Origin of the sequence: Paenibacillus hunanensis, assembly GCF_034055775.1 — a bacterium.
GTDB lineage: Bacteria > Bacillota > Bacilli > Paenibacillales > Paenibacillaceae > Saccharibacillus > Saccharibacillus hunanensis.
In genome coordinates this window covers 4,815,244-4,840,680 of record NZ_CP139194.1, presented here as the reverse complement: position 1 = coordinate 4,840,680, position 25,437 = coordinate 4,815,244, and the positions used below count along the sequence as shown (strand labels likewise).

26 protein-coding genes are annotated in these 25,437 nt (G+C 47.1%); 20 read left to right on the top strand and 6 right to left on the bottom strand.

Annotated elements, in window-relative coordinates; all coding sequences use genetic code 11:
* Positions 1–43 precede the first annotated feature (43 nt).
* Complete coding sequence (locus SK066_RS19610) at positions 44–208, bottom strand: DUF1328 domain-containing protein (RefSeq protein ID WP_188777300.1); 165 nt, start codon at positions 206–208, stop codon at positions 44–46.
* Positions 209–415: 207 nt separating this feature from the next.
* Here SK066_RS19610 and SK066_RS19605 point away from each other — a divergent pair, with 207 nt between their 5' ends.
* The 10 genes from SK066_RS19605 (at position 416) to SK066_RS19560 (ending at position 11,730) form a co-directional block, all read left to right on the top strand.
* Positions 416–940: a DUF948 domain-containing protein gene (locus tag SK066_RS19605; RefSeq protein ID WP_250344981.1), complete on the top strand. Its 525-nt coding sequence runs from the start codon at positions 416–418 to the stop codon at positions 938–940.
* 63 nt (positions 941–1,003) lie between these two features.
* Positions 1,004–1,579 carry a hypothetical protein gene (locus SK066_RS19600; RefSeq protein ID WP_320542728.1) on the top strand — a complete coding sequence of 192 codons (576 nt, stop codon included), beginning with the start codon at positions 1,004–1,006 and terminating at the stop codon, positions 1,577–1,579.
* 156 nt (positions 1,580–1,735) lie between these two features.
* Entirely contained in the window at positions 1,736–2,080 is a 345-nt protein-coding gene (locus SK066_RS19595; protein WP_320542727.1) for a YflT domain-containing protein, read from the top strand.
* 224 nt (positions 2,081–2,304) lie between these two features.
* The gene (locus tag SK066_RS19590; RefSeq protein WP_320542726.1) at positions 2,305–3,474 is read left to right on the top strand and encodes a fused response regulator/phosphatase; all 1,170 of its coding nucleotides are present in this window, start codon (positions 2,305–2,307) and stop codon (positions 3,472–3,474) included.
* Positions 3,471–7,166, top strand: a complete 3,696-nt coding sequence (locus SK066_RS19585; protein ID WP_320542725.1) for a response regulator — start codon at positions 3,471–3,473, stop codon at positions 7,164–7,166. The genes SK066_RS19590 and SK066_RS19585 overlap by 4 nt, the downstream gene beginning before the upstream one ends.
* A gap of 149 nt (positions 7,167–7,315) precedes the next feature.
* Positions 7,316–8,209 (top strand): CheR family methyltransferase, encoded by an 894-nt coding sequence (locus SK066_RS19580; protein ID WP_188777286.1) that lies wholly within the window; start codon positions 7,316–7,318, stop codon positions 8,207–8,209.
* Between the two features lie 18 nt (positions 8,210–8,227).
* Positions 8,228–9,895: a response regulator gene (locus tag SK066_RS19575; protein ID WP_320542724.1), complete on the top strand. Its 1,668-nt coding sequence runs from the start codon at positions 8,228–8,230 to the stop codon at positions 9,893–9,895.
* 252 nt (positions 9,896–10,147) lie between these two features.
* Positions 10,148–10,486 (top strand): STAS domain-containing protein, encoded by a 339-nt coding sequence (locus tag SK066_RS19570; protein WP_188777281.1) that lies wholly within the window; start codon positions 10,148–10,150, stop codon positions 10,484–10,486.
* Between the two features lie 18 nt (positions 10,487–10,504).
* A complete protein-coding gene (gene rsbW, locus SK066_RS19565) occupies positions 10,505–10,957 on the top strand; it encodes an anti-sigma B factor RsbW (RefSeq protein ID WP_250344988.1) in 453 nt (150 codons plus the stop codon).
* A complete protein-coding gene (locus SK066_RS19560) occupies positions 10,954–11,730 on the top strand; it encodes a sigma-70 family RNA polymerase sigma factor (protein ID WP_188777278.1) in 777 nt (258 codons plus the stop codon). Before rsbW ends, SK066_RS19560 begins: the two co-directional genes overlap by 4 nt.
* A gap of 854 nt (positions 11,731–12,584) precedes the next feature.
* On the opposite strand, the gene SK066_RS19555 is transcribed toward SK066_RS19560, so the two are convergent.
* The 5 genes from SK066_RS19555 to SK066_RS19535 all read right to left on the bottom strand — a co-directional run bounded on the left by SK066_RS19555 (position 12,585) and on the right by SK066_RS19535 (position 15,453).
* Entirely contained in the window at positions 12,585–12,962 is a 378-nt protein-coding gene (locus SK066_RS19555; protein WP_188777276.1) for a DUF5665 domain-containing protein, read from the bottom strand.
* Positions 12,963–13,078: 116 nt separating this feature from the next.
* On the bottom strand, positions 13,079–13,591 hold the full coding sequence (locus SK066_RS19550; RefSeq protein ID WP_320542723.1) for a YtxH domain-containing protein: 513 nt from the start codon (positions 13,589–13,591) through the stop codon (positions 13,079–13,081).
* A 160-nt stretch (positions 13,592–13,751) separates the two neighbouring features.
* On the bottom strand, positions 13,752–14,009 hold the full coding sequence (locus SK066_RS19545; RefSeq protein ID WP_188777272.1) for a GlsB/YeaQ/YmgE family stress response membrane protein: 258 nt from the start codon (positions 14,007–14,009) through the stop codon (positions 13,752–13,754).
* Between the two features lie 163 nt (positions 14,010–14,172).
* Positions 14,173–14,850, bottom strand: coding sequence for a phosphatase PAP2 family protein (locus SK066_RS19540; RefSeq protein ID WP_320542722.1), 678 nt, complete (start codon positions 14,848–14,850; stop codon positions 14,173–14,175).
* Between the two features lie 378 nt (positions 14,851–15,228).
* Entirely contained in the window at positions 15,229–15,453 is a 225-nt protein-coding gene (locus tag SK066_RS19535; protein ID WP_188777268.1) for a DUF1128 domain-containing protein, read from the bottom strand.
* Positions 15,454–15,619: 166 nt separating this feature from the next.
* Here SK066_RS19535 and yyaC point away from each other — a divergent pair, with 166 nt between their 5' ends.
* The 10 genes from yyaC (at position 15,620) to gatA (ending at position 25,434) form a co-directional block, all read left to right on the top strand.
* The gene (yyaC, locus tag SK066_RS19530) at positions 15,620–16,162 is read left to right on the top strand and encodes a spore protease YyaC (RefSeq protein WP_320542721.1); all 543 of its coding nucleotides are present in this window, start codon (positions 15,620–15,622) and stop codon (positions 16,160–16,162) included.
* Positions 16,163–16,353: 191 nt separating this feature from the next.
* Positions 16,354–17,142, top strand: coding sequence for an alpha/beta fold hydrolase (locus SK066_RS19525; RefSeq protein ID WP_320542720.1), 789 nt, complete (start codon positions 16,354–16,356; stop codon positions 17,140–17,142).
* A gap of 687 nt (positions 17,143–17,829) precedes the next feature.
* Positions 17,830–18,474 (top strand): DUF6483 family protein, encoded by a 645-nt coding sequence (locus SK066_RS19520; protein ID WP_320542719.1) that lies wholly within the window; start codon positions 17,830–17,832, stop codon positions 18,472–18,474.
* A 25-nt stretch (positions 18,475–18,499) separates the two neighbouring features.
* Complete coding sequence (locus SK066_RS19515) at positions 18,500–19,684, top strand: class I SAM-dependent methyltransferase (protein ID WP_320542718.1); 1,185 nt, start codon at positions 18,500–18,502, stop codon at positions 19,682–19,684.
* Between the two features lie 519 nt (positions 19,685–20,203).
* The gene (locus tag SK066_RS19510; RefSeq protein ID WP_250344992.1) at positions 20,204–20,803 is read left to right on the top strand and encodes an undecaprenyl phosphate transporter UptA; all 600 of its coding nucleotides are present in this window, start codon (positions 20,204–20,206) and stop codon (positions 20,801–20,803) included.
* Positions 20,804–20,829: 26 nt separating this feature from the next.
* Positions 20,830–21,399: a thioredoxin family protein gene (locus SK066_RS19505; protein ID WP_320542717.1), complete on the top strand. Its 570-nt coding sequence runs from the start codon at positions 20,830–20,832 to the stop codon at positions 21,397–21,399.
* A 5-nt stretch (positions 21,400–21,404) separates the two neighbouring features.
* Entirely contained in the window at positions 21,405–22,040 is a 636-nt protein-coding gene (locus SK066_RS19500) for an MBL fold metallo-hydrolase (RefSeq protein WP_320542716.1), read from the top strand.
* Positions 22,041–23,037: 997 nt separating this feature from the next.
* On the top strand, positions 23,038–23,415 hold the full coding sequence (locus SK066_RS19495; protein WP_188777252.1) for an ATPase: 378 nt from the start codon (positions 23,038–23,040) through the stop codon (positions 23,413–23,415).
* 228 nt (positions 23,416–23,643) lie between these two features.
* Positions 23,644–23,931 (top strand): Asp-tRNA(Asn)/Glu-tRNA(Gln) amidotransferase subunit GatC, encoded by a 288-nt coding sequence (gene gatC / locus SK066_RS19490; protein ID WP_188777250.1) that lies wholly within the window; start codon positions 23,644–23,646, stop codon positions 23,929–23,931.
* Positions 23,932–23,976: 45 nt separating this feature from the next.
* Positions 23,977–25,434 (top strand): Asp-tRNA(Asn)/Glu-tRNA(Gln) amidotransferase subunit GatA, encoded by a 1,458-nt coding sequence (gene gatA / locus SK066_RS19485; RefSeq protein WP_320542715.1) that lies wholly within the window; start codon positions 23,977–23,979, stop codon positions 25,432–25,434.
* Positions 25,435–25,437: the final 3 nt, after the last annotated feature.

Genomic DNA, 25,437 nt, shown 5'->3' with positions numbered 1-25,437 from the left:
AATAGTCTGCCGCTGGCAATCTACTCGTATGTTGGGCTACCTGCTAATACGTCTTTCGACGTCCGGTCAACAGACTCACCACAAACAGAATCAGGAACAGGAAGAACAGAACTTTAGCGATAGTTGCCGCTGCCTCCACCAGGCCAAAGAAGCCAAAGATTCCGGCTACGATTGCGATGACTAGAAAAATAACGGACCATTTCAGCATGGATGCTCACCTTCTTTCGTGAAGTGTCGGTAGTGAATGGTTAACCCGTGTTTTTCCGTTTGAAACAAGCGCTTTGACAAGTCGGCAAGCTTGTACTTTTTGTTTCGTGGTATGGGCTGGCGGGTAGTTATGAGTAACATCCATACATGAGGAATTACCTCGGAGGACATCCCAAATTTCTATCGTGACGAAGGAGAGGACCTATCTATGATCATCGATATCAGTATCGCGGTTATCGCGATCGCATTCGCCGTACTTGTTGTATTTCTAGTCAAAGTTTTACTCGCAGCTAAAGATTCGCTGGATAATGTATCCGCAACATTGAAAGATGTTCAGAAGACGATGGAAGAGCTGACTTATGAGGTCAAGCAGACGATTCGTACCGTCAACGATATTACCGCCAACGTCGATCACAAGCTGAAGCAGGTTGATCCAGTTGTTGATTCTGTAAATAATCTGGGTGTTGTGCTGAGTGAAGTAACCGAAGTTGTGAAGGAACTGACATTCAAGACAAAAGAAGTGACGGGCGCGGTATTCGAGCGTATGAAGTCCGCTGGTAGCCATCACGAGTCTGCTGAGAATCCACATGGTATGGTCAAAGCTTCAACACCGGAAGATCGTACATTACAATCGTACGCTGCTACATATGGCGGCAAGCAAGGTGCCTGGATGAATGTGGTTGATATCGCCGCCAACATCTGGCAAAGAATGCGTAAATCTCCTTCGCGTTAAGTTGATTTTGTAGACAGGCTGGCAAGTGTTACACAAGAGGTAGACCGTAGAAAGGGTGAGACGATGATTACTCTCATGATGTTGCTCGCTGGAATATTGTCCCCTGACGCCGGTTACGATCAAGTATCTGCTGCTCCCGTACAGCCAACTGCGGTTGTACAAACTGCTCAATATGCTTCTTCCACACCGGATCAAGGCATTCGGATTGCGACTGCTGTAGCTGAACCATCCGTATCCGATGCCGTCTATGAGGATCATCACCATACGTACAGTACGCTGAATGGCGTGTCGCTAGAGGATTCGAAGGCGGATCTGCTGCATAAGCTGGGTAAACCTGCCGAGATTACTCAAACGCAAGCCGGTTATACCGAGTATCGGTATGATGACCTGACTGTAGGCTTGATGGACGATGGTTTGATCTACTATATTAGTGTACCAGTGAAAGCTGGTGCGGTAGAGCTGGATGGTCAGCATATTGCGCTGAATAAGCAGGAGATTACCCGTGCACTTGGCACGCCGCAGTTTACAGCTGACGATGGCGAAGGCTACAATAATGATTTTTATGCCTTTAAAGTATTTACTGATCCTGATACCGGTCATATTGTGAGTGCCGATATTTTCGATGTGTGGTCACAATAAGTGATGATGAAGGCAGCGCATGACAGGGTTTGACGCGATTCGCCGATTATTTTAATATTTTAAAAAAATTAGCGAATGTTGTGTTTCAAATGCGAAGGATCGGGTTAATGGAACCAATGACCATTTTGACAAACTTTAAACTGGAAGGTGAACAACATGAGTGCTACTGATGCGAAACCTTATGGAAAAGTTGTAGAAAATGGAACACAGGCAGTTGAAGTCGTGAATGAATTGAAAAGTACAGGGTATGGCTTTGATGATATTTTCGTGCTGGCTCATCAGAAGGATCGCACGGATAAAATCGCTGATACCGCAGGTACACAGGAGATTGGCATCAAGGAAGAAGGCTTATTCGATTCGCTGGCAAACGTATTTCGTTCCCGTGGTGACGAGCTTCGTTCCAAGATGACATCGCTCGGCTTCACCAAAGAAGAAGCTGACTTTTATGAAGAAGAATTAGATAAAGGCAAGGTGCTGGTCATTGCTCGTCGTCATACTTGAAGCACTATGAGCAGATACGATGATGTTCGGCAATGTTGAGAAGTCGATGCACCGAGGGCGATCCAAGAGGTTGTATCAAAATCATAGACCATCGTCCCCGCAAGGGCCTTGAATTGTTGGACAATACCTTCAACTCCACCTGCTCGGTGGTGTTGAAGGTTTTTTGACGAGTTTTGGATATAGTCCTTTTGGGACAAGCAGAAATGAAGGAATGAGGAGAATGTATGAATATATTAATCGTTGATGATAATCCGACTAATGTCATCATTATCCGTGAGATTTTGAAAAGAGAGCAATACACCAATATCGTAACCTCCTCCTCGGCCAGAGAAATGTTTCAGCATCTGGGCGTAGGTGAATCGGATGCGATCTCACGATCCAAAGCAAACGAAGTTGATCTGATCTTGCTGGATATGATGATGCCAGAAATGGACGGAATTGAAGCCTGTCGCTTACTACAACAGGATGAGAAGCTACGTGACATTCCTGTTATTATGGTTACTGCTGTAGGCGATTCAAAAAAGCTGGCTGAAGCGCTGGATGCTGGCGCTGTCGACTATGTGACCAAGCCGATTAACAAGGTCGAGCTGATGGCACGTATTCGTCTTGCCTTGCGACTCAAGCATGAGAAGGACTGGCATAAGGAACGCGATCAGCACATTCAGGAAGAACTCAAGCTGGCAAGTCTCGTTCAGCATGCGGTGCTAAGTACACCAATTCATGACCCTCATTTCCAGATTGAGGCGTTATATAAGCCTTCCTTTGAGCTAGCAGGTGATCTGTATGCCTGGTATCCGCTTGGCGAAGGACGATACGGTATTATTTTGCTGGATATGATGGGACACGGAATTTCATCATCGTTGTTCTGTATGTTTATCGCTTCCGTACTTAAGGATACGGTCACTACATATGTGGAACCGGAGAAGGTTATTCAGGAGCTGAATCGACGCTTTAATCAGCTTCATATTGAGAACCAGCTCGTACAATATTATTTTACAGCGATCTATCTTGTTGTAGATACGAAGTACAAGCGCGTCGATTATGTGAACGCAGGGCATCCGCCAGGGCTATTTTTTGCGGATCAAGGCGAAGTGACTCGTCTGGGTACGACGGCGCCGCCAGTTGGACTATTTGATCGAATCGATATGGAATCGAAAAGCTTCCATTACGAAGGTGAAGGTCATCTGGTGCTGTATACCGATGGATTACTGGAAGCTGTGGAAGGTGATCAGGATGTACAGATTCAATTTTTAATCGATGAATTAGCAGGTAACCATAAGCTGGATAAAGACGAAATTCAAAGGATGTTTTTCGAGGTTGGCGCACCGTCTGATCGCGATGACGATAAATGTCTGGTGTGGATTTCGCTACATGAAGGGACGGACAGTGAATGAAGCTGCGTACAAAGCTCGTACTGGGGTTCAGTGTCATCATTATTATTCTGATGACGCTGGGCTTTATTACGTATGACCGCATGAACTACATGAATGAACAGCTCGACAAGGTCTACCAGGAGCGCTATCTGAAGGTACGCTATTCGACTGATGTTCGCTCAGAAATGAATGTGATCGCCCGTGAAGTGGCGAATCTGTTGTTGAGTGCTTCATCTCAGCCACCAGAGCAGACGCGTAATCTGATTGAACAAACGATTGCGAGCGGCGAAGGCAATTTGAAGCTACTATCTGCCGGCGCGGATACACCCGAGGAAAGGCAGCTTATTGCGACCGTGTCTACGAATTGGGCGAGCTATGTAGAATATGCTCGTCAGGTAACCGATATTCTGGCGAGTGACCAGATTGCGGCTGCCAACGATTATCGGACAAAGGTTGGCTTGAGTGCGCAGACGAATCTGGGCGATAGCATTACTGTATTGTCCGAGTACCAGGACAATGCGATTGATAAGGAAATCGATGCTGCCAATATGGCGTACCAGAACTCCATTCGCATCACAACCTATGTGATGGGGCTGGGCATTCTGCTCAGCTTATTAGTGATGCTGTGGATTGTACCAAGCTTTAGTAAGGGGCTGGGCGTAGTATCGACGATGATCAAGGGCTTCTCCGAGGAGCGCTTTGGTGCGATTCGTCGTATGCGTGTAAAGTCGACGGATGAGATGGGTGAAGTCGCTAGAGTCTTTCAAAAAATGGCAGCCGATCTACAGGAAAAGCGCAAGCTGGAGGATAAATATCGTCAGGCTAAAGAAGATCAGTCCTGGCTCGATTCCAACACGGCACGCATTACCGAGCTTCTTCGCGGCGTAAGCTCGCTTCAACAAAGTGCACAGACCTTTCTTAACGAGTTTGCCCCACGACTCAGTGCGCAGATGGGTCATCTCTATTTACGTACACCAGAAGCACCGGATCGAATCCAGCTGCTCGCAGCGTATGCGGCTGAGGGCCAGATCGATGCACGGAAAGAGCTGTATATCGGCGAAGGTCTAACTGGACAATGTGCAGCGGATCGTCAGCCGCTTATGATCGACGATGTGCCGCCGGGTTATTTTCCAGTCAACTCGTCACTGGGTGGAGCACAGCCGAAAAGCCTGCTCATCTATCCGGTATTGTTCGAGGATGAACTGCTGGGCGTGATCGAGCTAGCATCGCTACAAGGCTTCACCTCTCTGCAAAAGCAGCTATTGCATATGCTCACACAGGATCTCGGTGTGATTGTGAACAACATCAACCGTCGTATGCATGTTGAGCAGTTGCTACGTGAGTCGCAAGCCTTAACGGAAGAGCTGCAAAGCCAGTCCGAAGAGCTGCAAATGCAGCAGGAGGAGCTACGTCGCTCGAATGAGCGTCTGGAGGAGCAGACCGAGGAGTTGAAGCGTTCCGAAGACCTGTTGCAGCGTCAGCAGGAGGAGCTGGAGCATTTTAACAATGAATTGATTGCGAAGACCCGTGAGCTGGAAGAGCAGGTACAGCATGCAGAGGAACAAAATGAAGAGATCGAGCAGAGTAAGTTCCAGCTCGAGCAGCAGGCGATGCAACTTGCTGTGACAAGCAAATACAAGTCCGAGTTCCTGGCGAATATGTCGCATGAGCTGCGTACACCGCTGAATAGTCTACTCATCCTGTCACAGCTATTGACGGAGAACAAGGATGGTAATCTGACCGACAAGCAGCTGGAATATGCGAGCACAATCTATATGTCCGGTGCGGATCTACTCAAAATGATCGACGAAATTCTAGATCTGTCCAAGGTCGATGCTGGCAAAATGGAAATTAATCGTGAGCTGGTGCCTGTTCAAGCATTGGAAACGTTCGTCAATATGAACTTTGCCCCAGTCGCAGCGAAGAAAAATATCGATCTGCGCATCTCGGTTGCCGATGGTGTGCCGGAAGCGCTCGTGACCGACGAGCATCGCGTCAAGCAGGTGCTGCGTAACCTGCTGTCCAATGCCTTCAAGTTTACAGAGAAGGGCTTTATCGAAATGTCACTGGAGGAATCGACAGGCACCGACTTGCCTGTGTATTTGCGTAAGGACTCCTCGTATATTGCAATCAAGGTGACCGATAGTGGTATCGGTATTCCACAGGATAAGCTCGATCTGATCTTCGAGGCATTCCAACAGGTCGATGGTACAACAAGTCGTAAATACGGCGGTACCGGACTGGGATTATCGATTAGCCGTGAGCTAGCACGCTTGCTGGGTGGTGGAATTACAGTTCGCTCGGAGGAAGGACGTGGCAGTACATTCACGCTCTATCTGCCGAAGCTATCGCCGTCTGATGTGGATCAGCCAGTGAATTCCGCAGCTACATCTGTCGATCATGTGAGTTCGGCTTATATGCCATCGGATCAGACAGCCCATCTGCTCCAGCAGCAGAGTGGACGCAATCGTTCAGTCGAGCCATTACCTCCACAGCAGCTGCCAGATATGCTGGAGGATGACCGCGATCGTATCGCAGCCAGTGATAAAGTGCTACTCATTATCGAGGACGATCCGAAGTTTGCACGTATTCTGATGGATATGGCACGTGGACGCGGCTTCCGCGCACTGGTGGCGATGCAGGGAGATACCGGCTTGCAGATGGCAAAAACATACAATCCAGACGCCATTATTCTGGATATTCAGCTTCCTGTTATGGATGGCTGGTCGATTCTGAGTGATCTGAAAAGCAATGCAGCAACCCGTCATATTCCGGTGCATGTGATTTCCGTCATGGATGATGTGAAGCAGGGACTGATGATGGGAGCGATCGCTTACCTGAAAAAGCCATCCAGCAAGGAATCGCTTGAGAAAGCCTTCAATCATCTCCAATCGTATACCGAGCAGGGCTTGAAGCAGCTGCTGATTGTAGAGGATGACGAGATTCAGCGTAAGTCGATTATCGAACTGATCGATCATGATGATGTCGCAATTACCGCTGTATCAACCGGACAGGAAGCATTGCAGGAGCTGGATGCGAAGCGTTACGATTGTATGGTACTGGATCTGATGCTGACCGATATGACAGGCTTTGAGCTGCTGGATCGTATTCGTGATGATCAGCGTCTACGCGATCTGCCGATCATCATTTACACAGGTAAGGAGCTGGACAATAAGGAAGAAACACAGCTTCGTAAGTACGCTGAGTCGATTATCGTCAAGGATGTCAAATCGCCAGAGCGCTTGTTGGACGAGACAACCTTATTCCTGCACCGCGTTGAGGCTGATTTGCCGGAGGATAAGCGCCGTATTTTGCAGAAGCTACACAATAAAGAGACGCTGTTCGAAGGCAAACGTATTCTGCTTGTGGATGATGATGTACGCAATGTGTTCGCTCTGTCGAGTGTGCTGGAAGGCTACCGGATGGATGTGACCTTTGCAGAGAATGGTCGCGAAGCGGTCGAGCTGGTGGAGCAGCAGGAATTTGATCTGGTGCTGATGGATATGATGATGCCAGAGATGGATGGATATGAAGCGATGCGACTTATTCGCCAGATGCCAGAGCATGACAAGCTACCGATTATCGCACTCACTGCCAAGGCGATGAAGGACGATCGCTCCAAGTGCATCGAGGCTGGCGCATCGGATTATGTAAAAAAACCAATCCAGACGGATCAACTTTTATCATTAATGCGAGTTTGGCTGTATTCGTAGAAGGCAAAAGTGGGTAAATGAAGTATAATGTAGAACGTTGGCTTTTTAATCCATCGATTTAATGTAATAATATGGAACTCAAGCGTTAGACTTGAGTAATGATAAACAGGCAACAAGCCAAGAGTGAATAGAATTGGGGCTGAAAAGAAATGACACCAATCGATCATGAGCAAATAACCAGTACAACCGAATCGCCCCAGGGTGAAAGTCAGCTTGCAACGAATCTTGCGGAACGGGAACATATAGAAATTGATCTGCTGCTAGAAGGCATGCATCGGCTATACGGATATGATTTTCGCAATTATGCCCGCGCTTCGTTAACCCGGCGCATCTGGCATCATGTGCATTCGGAAAAGCTAGGATCGATTTCGGCATTGCAGGAGCGTGTACTTCATGACCGTTCGTGCTTTGAACGACTGGTACAAAACCTGTCGATCCCAGTCACGGAGATGTTCCGTGATCCGCATCTATTTCGTATGTTCCGTGAAAAGGTCGTACCGTTACTGCGTACGTATCCTTATATTCGCATCTGGCATGCAGGCTGTTCAACCGGCGAAGAAGTGTATTCGATGGCGATTTTGCTTCATGAGGAAGGACTGCTGGACAAGGCGAGAATCTATGCAACCGATATGAACAATCGCTCGCTTCAGCAAGCCAGAGAAGGTGTATTCGGTATTGAGCGTATGCAACTGTATACGAAAAATTATCTGGAGGCGGGCGGTACACGCTCGTTCTCCGAATACTATACCGCTCGTTATCAGTCCGTTATCTTCCAGCCATTTTTGCGTAAGCATATTATATTTGCTGAGCATAATCTGGCGACGGATCGTTCGTTTAACGAGTTCAACGTCATTCTTTGCAGAAATGTTATGATCTATTTTGATGATAAATTGCGTGAGCGTGTGCATGGCTTGTTTCATGAGAGTCTGAGCCGCTTTGGTATATTGGTGCTTGGCTCCAAGGAATCGATGCAGTTTACTGGCTATAGTGATAGCTATGAACCGCTGGATCGTATGGAAAAGGTGTACCGGAAAATTAACTAGAGAATGTAGGGGGATTCCATGAGGTTTCATGAACCGATTCACATCTTGCTTGTAGATGATCGACCTGAAAACTTGCTCGCACTGGAAGCCGTCCTTGAAAGTGAACGCTATAATCTGGTCAAAGCGACCTCGGGAGAGGAAGCGCTGCGTTGTTTACTTAAGGACGAGTTTGCTGTGATTGTGCTGGATGTTCAGATGCCGGGCATGGATGGTATCGAGACGGCTAAGCTGATCAAAGCGCGGGAGAAGACGAAGGAGATACCGATCATCTTCATTTCTGCCAACAGCAAAGAAGCTGAGCACCTATTCGCCGGTTATTCTGCCGGTGCGATCGATTACATGGTGAAGCCGTTCATCCCACAGATTCTCAAGTCCAAAATCGAGGGCTTTGTGAACATGTACTTAACGAACAAACGTCACAAAACGCAATCGATGCAACTACAGCAAAAAACGCTGGAGCTAGAAAAAATGAATCAGGAGCTCATCCGTGCCAAGGAAGACGCTGAGATTGCGGCGAAGGCGAAAACGGAATTTCTGGCGATGATGAGTCATGAGATTCGTACACCAATGAATGGTGTGATCGGCATGATCGACCTGCTCATGGAAACCGAGCTGCAATCGGAACAAAAGGACTATGCTGAGATTATCCGCAGCAGTGCGGATGCGCTCGTCATGGTCATTAACGATATTTTGGACTTTACCAAAATGGAATCCGGGAAAATGGAGCTGGAAGAGCATCCATTTTCACTGGAAGCGTGTTTGTCTGAAGTGTTCGGTCTATTTTCGATGGAAGCCTCGAAAAAGGATTTGGAGCTAGTGTATCGCATTAGCGACGAGGTGTCAGCGTACTTATTTGGCGATATGGCACGCTTGCGCCAGGTGCTTATTAATCTGACTGCCAATGCGGTCAAGTTCACTGAGCGCGGTGGTGTATACCTGGAGGTGCAATGCACAGGCAAGCAGGACGGACGAATGGAGCTCCAGTTTAAGGTGAAGGATACAGGCATCGGTATCGCGCAGGAGAAGCGTGAGCAGCTGTTCCAGCCTTTTTCCCAATTGGACTCTTCACTTACACGCAAATATGGCGGCACCGGTCTAGGGCTAGCCATTTGCAAAAATCTGGTGCAGATGATGGGTGGCGATATCCAGCTTGCCTGCGATGAGATGGAAGCGCAGGGGGGAGCGGTATTTGCATTTACCATTTCGGCTAGAGAATATATAATGAGTGAGCTGGAAACGACTCATCTGGAGGAACGTCCAACGAGTCTGCTTCAGCAAGGAAGCCAGATCCCGCATATTTTGATTGTGGACGATCATCCGATTAATCAGAAGCTTATGGTAACGATGCTAGAGCGTCTTGGCTATCATCCGCATACAGCAGATGATGGTGAAGAAGCGATTCGTATGGCAAGTCATCATACGTACGATTATATTTTTATGGATGTGCAGATGCCTAATATTGATGGTCTGGAAGCAACGCGCCGGATTCGTCAGCTTGTGAATGGTGAACATAGTGTGATTATTGCGATGACCGCCGATGTGATGGAGGGAATCAAGGGACGCTGCTTTGCCGCAGGTATGGACGACTATATTAGCAAGCCCGTCAAAATGGCAAGTGTAAAAAGCATACTGGAAAGATACTCGTCGGAGCTGGGAAGATTTGAAGCCAAAAAAACAGTCTACTAAACCTAGCCGCTACTTCGTTCTTTTGTAAGAAGCGCACAGCTTGGAAGAGGTTGTCGTTATCGCATACCGCTGAGTATCCAGAGCATGGATCACAGCGATCGGATAGTTGTTTATACAACCATTTAATGGATAATAATTAAATTAATGGTTATTTATTGTCGGTATAGTGATCGGCCGATCTGATGCCGAATGTTTCAGTGCTTTCGGCGTTGGGTTATTAGTAAAGAAACCATTGTTCAGGGGAGAATGTCTATGACTACCAACAAAAATGAGAAATTTAATGCAGTAACCCAGATGGATGAGCAGTCCTGCACGGTATTTGTTAGTGGGGAAATGGATCTGTCTGTAGCACCCGACTTTCGTCTTGTGATGGAGCCGCTTGTTGGCAATGCAGAACAGGATCTGATCGTTAACATGAAGGATTTGAAATACATCGATAGTACCGGTATTGGTATTCTTCTTTCTATCCTCAAAGCACGACATGGCATGAATGCTAGCTTTGCCGTTGAAGAAGTTCCTTCCAACATTCAAAAGCTGTTTGAAATGACCGGAATCGCCAAGTTTTTCGCCCCTCAGGAGAATTCCCACTAGGAAAGGATCGAACATAGCATGAAAGCTGATACTCAAAAAGTGATACTTAATCTGCCCGCCACTGCAGAATTTGTAGATGTGGTACGCCTAAATTTATACGGAATCGCCTCTAAAATGGGTTTTTCCTATGAAGATATTGAAGATATGAAGGTAGCTGTCTCCGAAGCATGCAACAACTCTGTATTGTATGCATACGGCCAGGATGGCGGTCATATCGATGTTATTTTTGAAATCGGTGAAGAGACGTTGTCGATCATCGTTGAGGACGAAGGGGAGAGCTTCGAAACGGTGAAAGAAATGGCTGACCAGACGACGCTTCACGACAAAGAACTGAGCGATGTCCAGATCGGCGGACTGGGCTTTTATCTGATGCAGGCGTTGATGGATGATGTCCGTATCGAGAATGTGGCAGGTCAGGGTACACGCGTGACTATGTCCAAAAGCCTTGCTCGAAGCGAGGAAAGAGTATGAGTGAAAAAGTGACTCCCCCCGAATCGATGGACGAGGCAATCGGCCTGATCTGGGAGTATCAACAAACAAAAGACAACGATATTGCGACTGTACTGATCAAAAAGTACGAGCCTATGGTCAAAATGGCCGCAGGTAAAATCGCTCGTAATCGCCCTGACCTGTATGAGGATTTGTATCAGGTTGGGCAGATGGCACTTATTCGTCTTTTGCAGCAGTATGATATTTCCTTGGGGATTCCTTTTGAACCGTATGCGATGAAAAGCATGATTGGTCACATGAAAAACTTTCTGCGTGATAAATCATGGTACATACAGGTTCCACGCCGAATTAAGGAAAAGGGAGCCCTGGTACAGCAGGCGATTGACGAACTGACCGTGAAGCTGGAGCGTTCCCCGAGCGTGCGCGAAATTGCTGGATTTTTGGATCTATCTGAGGAGGAAACGATTGAAGTATTGGCTGGACGCGAATGCTATCACTACGTTTCGCTGGATTCTCCATTGTCCCAGGAAGAAAGCGCCGCAACCCTGGGTGAGCTGATCAGTGCCGATGTGAACGATTATGATGCGGTAGAAAAACGCATGGATCTACAGCAAGCACTGAGCCAACTGAAAGAGCAGGAGCAAAAGGTATTGCTGCTGGCATTTCAGGAAGGACAATCTCAGCGTGCGATTGCACAAAAGCTGGGCGTATCCCAGATGAGTGTATCGCGTATCCAGAAGCGTGCGACTGAGAAGCTCAAGCAGATCATGTCGAATGCATCCTCATCAGGATAACCGCATGGGATTAATGATGGATCGATTACAATTGTCGATGTTGGCAATGGAATAAAGGTATGCTTTTCTCTCTACAGGGTGGAGGGGAAGGGCATACCTTTTTTGAATTGTTTTTGCTTAGGGATGATGGGGTGGGAATTGAAAATGGGACTTGGAAGTGTGATTTTCTTTTGCGTAGTGAGTATGTTGAGGATTTTTCATGATGTTTAAAGGTGATTATATTTGGCTTGGATGGGTTGTGGTTTTGGGATTGAGTGAGAGTGGATGTGTAAGTGGGGGACCACTCCGGCAAGGAATAAGGGGACGGACTCGGGTGGAGCCGCGGGAATCTTTTGGATGAGGTGAAAATGAAGATTCCCGCCCCTCCAAAGTCGTCCTTTCCCCTTATTTCCTTGCCTCCGTTCTGTGCGGCTTATATCATACGACTTTTTTTAAATACAATTTAATAACAAATACAGCATATAGTTCTTCGGAATTTATACATATTGATCTTATATATTTCATTTTCGGGAATTCTTATCCATTAAAAATTGAATTTGAAAGCTACCTTGGCTGGTAGCATGAGCATTTGGCAATTCAGCTATTATCTTTATCACAAACCGCAAACCGCAAACCGCAAACCGCAAACCGCAAACCGCAAACCTATTCCTTTGCTACGCCTGCTTAGATGAATGTATTACTTCCCTGCGTGGTAAGAGCAGAGGAGATGAAGCATTTTGAGAGACGAGCAGAAAAAGGCATTCAATCAATAAGCAAAATAATCCTCCTTTGATCGCAGCCGTAACTTGCGGATCAATGGAGGATTATTGGTATGTTATATGTTGGTACGGCTTGATGAAAATAGGCTCTAGGTATTAACGTCCGCTTTGGGAGGTGTTTACGTATTTGAGCAGTTCGCCGATATAGTCGCCGATGACGGGGAGGTTGAAGCTGACCAGTAGGGACAGCAGGTAACCGAGCAGGGCGAGTATGACGATGGTACCGAGTGATAGGCCCAAGCCGCGGGCGGCGCCGGCGACGAAGTTGGTCAGGATGCGTTTTTTGACGCTGCTATAGTTTTCGATAATGTCCTTGATCTCGGCTTTGTCGAGAGCGGCGGTGAGCTGGTCGAGGCGTTCGTTCAGGCGCTTCACCTCGTGTCGAAGCTCGAACGGATGCTCACGTATCGTATCGGGCGGTTCTACTACCCTTGGCGGGTTAGGGGATAGCTGCTTGTCGTCTTTGTCGGCCATGTTGTTCCCTCGCTCTCAGATGAATTGGTGTACTGGACAGAGAAATAGCCGACTGCAATGAGCCGGCTATGATCATGTATCATTCTCTTGGCGACGATAATGCGCCGGAATAGATTTTACTTGTTGTCAGGAGTCAGTGGTTTAGCGTCTTGTTTTACATTATCAGCCGCTTTGCCTACTTCTTTACTGATATCATTTTTGGCATCTTTCACATCTTCAGCGATGTTTTTGGATGCTTCTGCTACATGGTTAATGATGTTGTCTTTCGCGTTTTCCTGCTCTGGTGTTGGCGTTACGCCATCTTTTACTTTGGTAGTGATCTCGGAAGCCTTTGTTGCTACGTTTTGTGCCAGCTCAGTCGCTTTGTTACCCACTGTGCTAGCCAGCTCTACGGTTTTGTCGCTGATCAGACCTGCTGCTTGTGCAGTTTGATCGGACACTGTATTGTAAACGGATTTCGTTTTCTCGCCAGCAACAGACAGCTTGTCGGAGATGTCTTCACGCAGCTCACGACCAGGTTTAGGAGAGAACAGCAGAGCAGCAGCTGCACCAATCAATCCCCCGATAAATACACCTTTCAGAAATGTGGAACTGCTTTGTACTGGATACTCTTTTTCTGCTTCGTTCATGAACAATCACTCCTTGAATTAGTATAAGTTACATTGAATAGCATATACATCCTCCATGGGAGGACCTAGCCATAGACGATCGAGTGAAGCTTCTCTTAGGAGTCGGATAATGGAAGTATCGCTTACCAAAAGTATGGCCTATATTTAAGCTCGGTGGTAGTTACGCGGATCGACGTAGCAATCCGGATACCAATCCAAGCAAAAAAACAAAAATCGCTGTACCGAGAATGGCAGGTATAATCGCAAAGCCGCCAATCACTGGACCAAAGTTACCAAATACGAGTGCGCCTAGCCATGCGCCGATAAATCCGGCAATCGCTGCGCCGATAATGCCACCAGGCATGTTATCGCCTGCAAGAGCATTGCCGATCACACCGATAATAATGGCAAGCACGATGCTAATAATAATTCCCCACATAAGCCATGCCTCCTTCTGTTATAAGACGGCTGTACGCTGTGCCTTATAGCAGTTCATCAGGATTTAGATATCATGCTTTTCAGCATATCTCCCAGCAATTGGTTGCTGCGGTCTTACTTCGTATATAAACATGGTTTATGCAGCATGAAACATAAGTGTGACCTTACTCCTTGCCTTGCAAAGGCTGTCTAGGGCGCTTCGTTTGCCACAAAAAGAGACAGTAAGCACACGCCGCAAACCACCAAAAACCACTGAAAAATCCAGCAAGCACATCGGTTGGGTAGTGTACACCTAGATAAATGCGGGTCGTGCCGATGGTCACAATCAGTATAATACCACAGAGGATCGCAGGCAGCATGCGCTTGCCTTGTTGCTTACGATAGCGTGCCCAGATGAAGAACAGCATGCCATACATCGCAGCAGCAATCGTCGCGTGACCACTTGGGAAGCTGTAGCCAGACGCAGGCGCCCAGAATTCTAGCTCTGGTCGCGGACGCATAAAATGCCATTTGAGCAATGTGTTCAATATCCATGCGCCACCCATCGTGGGTAATAGCATGATCGCTTCACGATATTGTCGCATCCGAACGAGTAGCAGAGCAAAGCCAATCGATACAAGCAAAGTTGGATAAAATGAGCCTAAATACGTGAAAAACAGCATCATACTGCGTAGCGGCTCGCCATGATACGAGCGCAAGCTCTGCTGAAATTCATTTTCCCATACATGAATTCGGTTTCCGAATATCGTCTGAATGAGCCAGATCGCTCCCTCCAGCAGACCAAAGGAAATAATCCCGCCTGCTACGAGCACCAGTACAATGAGTAGCCAAAGGGGCAGCACGGAGGAGCGAGGACGTTCAGAAAAGGATCGTGATGATATCGTAATCGCCCTCTTTCAACAATAAAGTAGAAATGGCAAACGAATCAAGTTTGCCTGCTAGCTGGCTGTCGCGTTATACGGTACAGCCGTATCTCTATCGTCGGATACCATGTAGAAGCAATGGAGCCTGTGAAGTTGCTTCGACCGCTGTAAAGCCTGTACAGGATTCCTATCCACTATAACTATAGTATCGATATCGAGAGATAAGTTAACTATATATAACCGCTTGCCAGCGTATGAACCCTGTTATACGCAAACAATTCGTGAACGTTCCATAAAAAAGAGCCAGCCCCCTTTTCCATATACAGAAAGGGGACTGGCCAGTGTACCACAACAACCTTATTTATTGCGCAAACGTCCAAGCTCAGACACGAGCGCTTCCACTTCGCTAATACTCAGGTTAGGCTTGTTCATAACGATATCATACACATCGTAGATATCATCGTATTGCTCCAGCGAAAAAGCGGACGCTTGCATCGCCGCGCCACTCGCCATCCGCAGCTTCGCTTTGATACCCTCAATCATTAATTCCAGATTTTCAGGCGTTTTTTGCGACAAATCCATAAATGGTGTTCTCCTTCTTTTAGCAGATCGCTGATTTGGTTGTATTGTATCATGGATAGCGAATGGGAACCAACATTTTGCGGTAACTCAGCGCATGGGGTAAAATGACAGGGAGCAACGCAGATTGAAATGTATAAACACTATGTTGAAGGGAAACTACTATTATATGATTAATCGCCGTTCCAGCCTGCTCCCCTATGAACAGCAGAACCGACGCAATGTCAATATGGATGGCATGGTGCAATTTTTTCGCATGATTCATAGCCGACATGCACTGGATGAGCTAGCCTTCGTTTGCATCGGAACCGACCGCTCGACCGGAGATGCACTGGGGCCTTTGACAGGTAGCGGCTTAGAAGCGTATGGCATCCCGTCCGTTATCGGTACACTGGAGCAGCCCTGCGATGCCCATAACTTGCATATTCGCATTCCGCAAATTCCAGCGCATCGGACTGTGATCGCCATTGATGCCTGCCTTGGACAGCAACGCTCGGTTGGCTTGTACAGCATCGGCGAGGAGCCTTTATTCCCGGCATTATCGGTAGGCGGACAATTCCCGGGTGTAGGTACCTATAGCATTGCTGCTATTGTAAATGAGAACGGCCCCAAGCCTTACTGGACACTGCAAACGACCTCGCTACGTCAGGTCATGCGAATGTCAGACGATATCGTGCAGGCAGCTGTGCGTGGCTTAGGGTTACGTGGCTAATCCATATACGTACTGCTGGTATTAGCAGTACATTCGCAACAGGCAGGATAAGTATTGTAGTATAAATGAAGCGGTCATCGCCGCTTTTCTATACCTGTATCCAATGAGCATAGAACAAGCATTGAATGTGTATTGTATGAATATAGCGGCACAATCCTATAAACCTGCGAAGCCTAAGGAGGAATAGAATCATGAGCAATCTTCCATCGAACTCAACACAGCAACCACCACTGTACTATACCGAATCTGGTAAAGGTACACCGCTCGTGCTATTGCATGGATTTCTAGGCAGCTCCGCATACTGGGATGAGCTGATTCCATTATTGTTGTCATCCTATCGCTGCATTACACCTGACCTGCGTGGACACGGACGAAGTCTGGCACCAGAAGGCAGCTACCGGATCGAGCAAATGGCAGACGATGTAATCCAACTGCTCGATTACCTCCAGCTTCCATCTGCAACTGTACTCGGTCACTCGATGGGTGGCTACGTCACCCTTGCGCTGGCAGAGCAGCATGCCGATCGTCTGGATGGCTGGGGCTTGATCCATTCCACACCGCATGAAGATGCACCGCAGGCAAAAGAAAACCGCCTGCTTGCCGTATCTAAAATCAATAGCGAGGGCATCGCCGCATTTACCGACGGCATGGTTGAAGGCCTGTTCGCCCCCGCTTCACTGGAGCAACTGCCCAAAGCCGTCCAAAAAGTACGAGAGCTCGGCTACGCCACCCCACCACAGGGAGCCTGCGGCGCAGCACTCGCCATGCGCGAACGCCCGGATCGTCGCCAGATACTAGCCACATCGCCCAAACCGATCCTACTCGTAGCCGGCGCCCAGGATCGCCTCATCCCACCTGACCGCCTGTTCACATCAGAGGGAGACAACATCAAGACGCACACCATCGCATCCGCAGGACATATGGGCATGCTGGAAACCCCAGCAGAACTAGCAGAAATCATTCGCGATTATCTGGGCTGATCCTTGATGATATGTACTGTCGATGTACATTAGCTGTACATCACAAAAGTGAAATTGTAATGGTCTAGCGCTATATCTATTATGTTAGAACCTGTTACTCCTTAACAGTATCCAAGCGTCTAAGATGCTGTAAGGCTAGACCTTAGATAATGTAAGACGATATTTTGTGATTTTGCTGTTCTTGAATGCATCGAAGAATATATGAATGAAAGTGCCAATAAGATCTAATAATATTCGTTCATTATTTTATTGATCTTATATACCGCATAATAAGTTAAATCGCATACTAATTGAGCGATCATGTTAGAAGCGCAAAAGGAATAAAACGCAAAGTTATACAATTACATTCATGTTATCTATCATCTATGAATGAATACTTTGAATTAGTTTAATGCCTTTATTGCAACGATGAAGGATGTAGGAAGCACAGAACGAAGGCAAGGAAATAAGGGGAAAGGGCGATTTTGGAGGGGCGGGAATCTTCATTCTCTCCTCATCCAAAAGATTCCCGCGGCTCCACCCGAGCCCGTCCCCTTATTCCTTGTCGGAGTGGTAACCACTTCATCCATCAAAATGTACAAGAACCCAGCAATAATTTAATTTCATCAACGCTCCAATAGAACCAAGAAAAATGAAAATTTTCACCGTTCAACCAAGTTCACCACTATTACCGAAGGCGGGATCTCAATGTTCAGAAAAGACTACCTCATGGGCATGATCGAGGATATGACCAGTATGATTGCCAAAGCATTTGGCTTAAAAGAGCAAAAGAAATACACGGAAGCGCTGTGGGAACTGGATGATCTGATGCGCAAAAACTTCCGACTGAACAGTGAACTGGTCAATCGTATGCCAACTAATGAGATTATTGAGATGTTCCGTGTAGGCACGACGGTTGAAGTCGATCAATTGCAAGGGCTCGCTCGGATGCTGCGCGCTGAGTCTGATATTTACGAGGCTTCGGAAAAGCCAGAGGACGCAGTCGTACGCCGAATTAAGGCGCTGCATCTGTTTTTATATAGCGCTGTGAATGGAGCGGATCGCAGTCTGCTCAACTATCCTGAGCATGTGGATGAGCTGCTGGATCAGCTGGAAGAATACGTACTTCCTGCCGCTGTCGAAAAACTGATGGTGGAATATGAGGAACAGGAAGGCTATTATGATAATGCGGCAGATGCGCTGCAACGACTGAATGAGCTGGACGCTACCGAGGGTATGGTAACCGGTGCAGCCTTTTATGAGCGTTTGCATCTGAAAACCGACGAACAACTGGAGGCTGGCGGAATGACTCGCGCAGATGTGGAGGAAGGACGAAGCCGTTTCCAGAATTGAAGCAATAGAAAGTGAGATGTACACTATGGAGTCACTCCAGAAATTAATTCATCAGCTCATCGACAGCGGCGAGCTGATTTCGGCAACATTAAGTCAGCGCCGTAAGCGCGATCCTGAAGGCTTTACGAAGGTCGTGATCAAGCCGGTCGAGCTGAAAAAGAGTTTGTATTACCAGTTTGCTTATCATTACAGCAACAAAGTCACCCATGACAATATACCGGCAGCGGAGGTAGAACGTCCGCTGATGAAGCTGTTTGAGGAAACAATGCGTCAGGGACTACTGTGCACCGCAGATGCAGACTACCAGATTCTGATTAGCAAAAAGTACAAAGTATCAATTTTGACCAAAACCGCAACCAAAACGCAAGCCGATCTGAACCATAATCGTAAAAAGCGTTACATTCTCGACGAGGGCGAGCCTGTGCCGTTTCTAGTTGAGCTGGGCATCATGAATGAGAACGGCAAAGTGCTGGCGAAAAAGTACGACAAGTTCCGTCAGATCAATCGTTTTCTGGAAATGGTGCAGGATATTTTACCAGCCCTGCCGGAAGGACGCGAGCTCACCATTGTCGATTTTGGCTGCGGCAAATCATATCTGACGTTTGCGCTCTATCATTATTTGAACATTCAGCAGCGTAGACCACTACGTATCGTCGGGCTTGATCTGAAAGCAGATGTGATCGAGCATTGCAGTCAGCTCGCCGAGCGACTTCATTATGACAAGCTGCGTTTTCTAGTAGGTGACATTGCCGACTATAACGAGCTAGATCAGGTCGATATGGTCGTGACTCTGCATGCGTGCGATACCGCAACCGATGCAGCACTGGAAAAAGCAGTTCGCTGGGGTGCTTCTGCCATTTTATCCGTGCCTTGCTGTCAGCATGAGCTATTCGCACAGGTACAAAATGACGAGCTATCCCCACTGCTATCGCACGGTATTCTCAAAGAGCGCTTTTCTGCACTCGCTACCGACGCGATTCGTGCACGCCTGCTCGACCTGATGGGCTACCGTACACAATTGCTCGAATTTATCGACATGGAGCACACGCCAAAGAATATCCTGATCCGTGCTGTCAAAGGTAGTGCTGGCGACCAGGCAACACTATGGCAAGAATACACTGTATTCCGTAACATGCTGAGTGCGAATCCGTATTTGGAAAATGCCTGTCGCGATCTGCTACCACAAGTTGCAGAGGCTTCCAAAGCCTGAGTAGTCTATGCTACACAGGTAATATCGTACAATTGCATTATCTCAAGGCATAACTTTATCACTGTATAACCGCATGATGAGCCGATCTGTACCATGGATTAGATGGCGCTGTTACATGAATTGTGTTTAATGTGCCTATTACAAGCTTTGAAATAAACGTTTGAAGTCAGATTTGAAGCTACTTCAAGCGTCTTATTTATGGTGAAAGCATAAATTCAAACATGTAAAGCGCCAGAGATACTTTAGGTCACAGATTGTTCATCATGCCGCTCTATAATTAGGATGTGTACGCAAACTTGCATGATGCAAGCAGCACGGAGCGAAGGTAAGGAAATAAGGGGAAAGGACTCCTTTGGAGGGGCGGGAATCTTCATTCCTTCCCATTTCAAAAGATTCCCGCGGCTCCACCCGAGTCCGTCCCCTTATTCCTTGCCGGAGCGGTGCTTATCTCATCAAAACAGTTTGCGCTCAAATCCTAAACCCATATAAAAAGCATGCTCATACATGCAAGGAGGATTGGTGGAGATTATTTCAGATATTATTGCTCAATTGCTCAGCTGGGTCGAGCAGCTTGGTTATTTTGGTATTATGCTCGGCCTGATGATTGAGGTAATTCCAAGTGAGATCGTGCTAGCTTACGGTGGCTATCTTGTACATAATGGTACGATCAATTATTTCGGTGCCGTATTTTTCGGTACAGTGGGTGGCGTGATCGCCCAGCTGTTCATCTACTGGATCGGACGCTATGGCGGTCGCCCGGTGCTGGACAAGTACGGTAAATACATTTTGATCCGCAAGCATCATATCGATCATGCCGAGGAATGGTTTAACAAATACGGTACGGGCGTTATTTTCACCGCGCGCTTTATTCCAGTCGTACGTCATGCGATCTCAATTCCAGCGGGTATCGCGAAAATGTCCCATATGCGCTTTATTTTGCTAACGACACTCGCAGTTATCCCATGGTCGGCGTTATTTGTCTATCTCGGTATGGTGCTGGGAAGTCAGTGGCATAATATCGATGAAATTGCGGGTAAATACACCACACCAATTTTGATTGTTGCTGTTGTGCTGTTGGTTGGCTATCTTCTGGTTAAAAGAAAAATGAAGAAAAAATAATCATAATCCGAAAGGCGGCGGACATTATGGCAAAAAGCAATCTGGCACATAAATGGGAACAGGCAATCACACCGCAACAGTTTATGGATGGCATGACGAAGAACAAGGAAACGTTCCATGATAATTACCAGCTGTTTAACTGGACCGATCTGGAGGATCATGAATTTTTCAAAATGCTAAGTCATCGCGATGATCTGCGTTCACTGATTATAGCAGCCGATTGGTGCGGCGATGTCGTGCGTAACATTCCAGTTGTATTCCGCGCTTTTGAGGAAGCCAGCCTTCCAACCAAGGTACTGATCATGGAAGAGCATCTGGACGTGATGGATGAATATTTGACGATGGGTGGTCGTTCGATTCCAGTCGTGATCATTACCGATACAGGTGGACATGTGCTCGGTCAGTGGGGGCCACGTCCAGAGCATGTGCAGGAGCTAATGGTTGCCTTCCGTGAAGAGAACCCTGACCGTGAAGCACCGGATTACAAGGATAAAATGGCGGTTGTCCGCCAGGCGATGATGGATCGTTATGGTGAAGGCTCTGCCTCCCATGCAATGGTCATTCGCGAGCTACGTGAAGTACTGTCAGGAGTGTGAATTCATTGTTTAAAATAGAAACCTTTTCTCTCGGTCCCTTGCAGACGAATGCGTATCTGCTTGTTGCCGAGGATAGCAAACGTGCGGTCGTGATTGATCCGGGTATGAATCCCGGCTCACTCATTCGACGCATCGAGACATTGGAATTAGAGATTGAAGCGATCCTGCTGACACATGCCCATTTTGATCATATGGGCGGCGTGCAGGAGCTGCGTCAGCATGTCGATTGTCCCGTGTACCTCCATGATCTGGAGGCAGAATGGATGACCAATGCGAAGCTGAATGGATCAGCCAATTGGCCGCAGGTGACACCACCTATCACAGCCGAACCTGCTGAGCACGCATTGGATGAAGGGCAGAAGCTAGAACTGATCGGGCATACGTTTACGGTGTACCATACTCCGGGTCATTCGCCGGGGAGTGTAAGCTTCCTGTGCGATCAGCATCTATTTTCTGGCGACGTACTGTTCCGTATGGGCGTAGGACGAACCGATCTTACCGGAGGAAGCGAACGCCAGCTGGTCGATTCCATTCGTACGAAGCTGTATCGCTTCGCAGATGATACGATCGTCTACCCGGGACACGGCGGACGCACCACCATCGGAGCGGAAAAGGCTAGCAATCCTTACGTACCGGCTTAATATGTAACGGTTCCTATTGGATAGAGACCGCTAAATTTTCAGATTATATATTTAATATCTAAATAATAAGAGACGGACAACGTTCAGTTTGTCCGTCTCCTTATTTAGGATGCATCATGGTCAATCGTTTACCGCTAGATCACTACCAGCTTATGGTCAATTCGCATCAATATCCTACTTTACTATTTTTACTATGCTGCCTTATTTTCAAACTATGGCTGCCTGTAGCTTCGTAAAGTGTTCACTCATTCAAAACCTTGTCTATTTACGATTCTTGGCATGCTCTTTATATGAAAATCACATCCGTATAACCGTATTCCGTATAAAAATGTCGCGCACAGTGAAACTGCATTTTAATTTTTTTGTAGTAAATTGTCGATTTACTATTGCCATTCTATACAGGATGACTATAATAAAACTATGCACGAGCACGCAGACCGCATGACTATCACGGTTTGCGTGCTTTTTTATTTCAAAGCTGTGTAACTCTCTATGTTTCAGGTTGCCCCATACAGTCGTATATTCATGAATATTTGTATCGATAGATAATGATATATTCACAACTGCTACAATTGATTATTTGCGCCATCGCTTTTACTACTTTGCTAATGATTTTTGATGCAATCAGCACAGAGCGGAGGGAAGGAAATAAGGGGAAAGGGCGACTTGCAGTGTTAGCGATCTCCTAACACGTAATTCAATAAAAAGCGATTTTTGCTAAGCAAAATATCTTACCCTTCCCAGGCGCGGGAATCTACATTGACTCTTCCTGCGTAGATTCTTGCGCGATACCGGAGCCCGTCCCCTTATTCCTTCCTAAAGTGGTGTCTGCTCATGCTCATTATCGTGACACCAATCCACCCCTTCAAACTTACAACATCATAGCTTATTTTCACGCAAGCATATGTACCCACAACTTTCAGGATAAAAGTGGACACTACTTACTTTTTGTAGTAGGATGTACAAATAAGTAGATACAGCTAGGGGGAGATAAACGATGCTACACCTCGGTGAAAAAGTCGTAGTTGTCGCTGATACCTTTGAGCAAAATCTGCCTGTAGGCGATTACGGATATATTATCGCATATGACCGCAATCCTGATAATGCCTTCGATTATGTCATTCGTATTCCTAAAGCAAACCGTAACTTCTTTGTGCCGGCTACGGACATTGAGCCAGAAGAGAAGCTGCTGCAACAGGAAGCTGAACGAGTCGGACGCGAGGCGCTCATCGATTATGCTCTGGCGACACATAATGAAAAGTTGTTTTTTCATATTATGAATGGCGGAGAACTTCCAATTCCTGAAGAACCGTTAACTGATAAAAGTGCACAGGCTGATTTCGTCAAACAAATCAATCTGCGCGCTTGGATTTAAAAGAGTCGGCCCTGCCGACTCTTTTTTTGTTGATACTGTCGCTTTAACGGATTGAATTGTAAGGGTATGTACCCTATAATGGAAAAAGTTATTTCTTGCCGGAATCTGCGTGATTTTGCATATCATCAAGGATGGTTTGCTTTTCATGTAGTGCATCTAATGATCATCGCGTAGATACAATATCCGATCCGGCAGATGAACGGTACAGCATTGAAGGAGGGTTATACGATGAGCATTAATATTAGCGATGTGGAGCACGTAGCCAAGCTGGCGCGTCTGGACTTGAGCGAAGAGGAAAAGGAAATGTTTACGGCGCAACTGAGCGCAATTTTAAAATATGCGGAAAAGCTGAATGAGCTGGACACAGATAACGTGGAGCCAACGACGCATGTACTGCATGTCAGCAATGTTATGCGTGAGGATGAAGTGAAAGAAAGCCTGCCTATCGAGAAAGTGATGCGTAATGCACCGGACGATGAGGATGGACAATTCAAGGTGCCTGCGGTACTGGAATAGTCTTACGCGAAATGAACGGATACAGAATTGAAGGAGGACACGCAAGTGACTTTATTTGATCTCAGTCTGAACGAAATACATAACCGGCTGCATGCTGGTGATTTGTCGGTAACCGATCTGGTTAACCAGGCGTTTCAGACGATTAACGAACGTGATGAACAGATTCAAGCCTACCTGACACTGGATGAAGAAGGTGCGCTTCGTCAGGCCAAAGCGATGGATGAGCGTCTATCCAGTGGTGGCGAGCGCGGCCTGCTATTCGGTCTGCCTGTAGGTGTGAAGGATAATATGGTAACTGAAGGGCTTCGTACAACCTGTGCAAGCCAATTTTTGCGTAATTATGATCCGATCTATGATGCAACTGCGGTAGAGAAGCTGCGCACAGCCGATTCCGTGATTGTCGGTAAGCTGAACATGGACGAGTTCGCAATGGGCGGCTCGAACGAGAACTCTAGCTTCAAGCCTGTTCGTAACCCATGGAATCTGGACTATGTACCAGGCGGCTCCAGTGGTGGCTCGGCAGCAGCTGTAGCTGCGGGTGAAGCTTATTTCACACTGGGCTCTGATACAGGCGGCTCGATTCGTCAGCCTGCATCGTACTGTGGAGTTGTTGGACTGAAGCCAACCTATGGTCTGGTGTCTCGTTATGGTCTGGTAGCCTTTGCTTCGTCCTTGGATCAGATCGGCCCAATTACGAAAAACGTGGAAGATTCCGCCTATGTCATGCAAGCAATTGCTGGCTATGATGCGAAGGACTCTACCTCTGCTAAGGTCGATATTCCAGATTACATCAGCTCCCTTACGGGCGATGTTAAAGGTCTGAAAATTGCCGTTCCATCCGAGTACATCGGCGAAGGCGTAGACCCGGCGATCAAAGACGCGATCATGAGCTCACTCAAAGTGTTGGAAGGGCTTGGCGCAGAGTGGGAAGAAGTATCGCTGCCATATACCGAATATGCCGTAGCTACGTATTATATTCTTGCTTCCTCAGAAGCTTCGTCAAACCTGGCACGCTTTGATGGTGTGCGTTATGGCGTACGTGCGGACAAGCCGGCGAACCTGCTGGAGCTGTATCATCGTTCCCGTAGTGAAGGTTTCGGGCCAGAGGTGAAACGCCGTATTATGCTCGGAACGTATGCACTCAGCTCAGGCTACTATGATGCCTACTATTTGAAGGCACAGAAGGTGCGTACACTGATCAAGCAAGACTTTGATAATGTATTTGCCAAATACGACGTTATTATCGGGCCTGCTGCGCCGACTACAGCGTTTAAGCTCGGTTCGCAGGTGGATGATCCGCTTACGATGTATCTGAACGATATTTTGACGATTCCAGTTAGTCTGGCTGGCGTACCAGCAATTAGCGTGCCTTGCGGATTCGTAGAGGGAATGCCAGTCGGTATGCAAATTATCGGTAAAGCCTTTGATGAACAGACGGTTTTGCGTGTGGCGCATGCGTTTGAGCAAAATACCGATTTCCACAAACAGCGTCCACAGCTGTAAAAT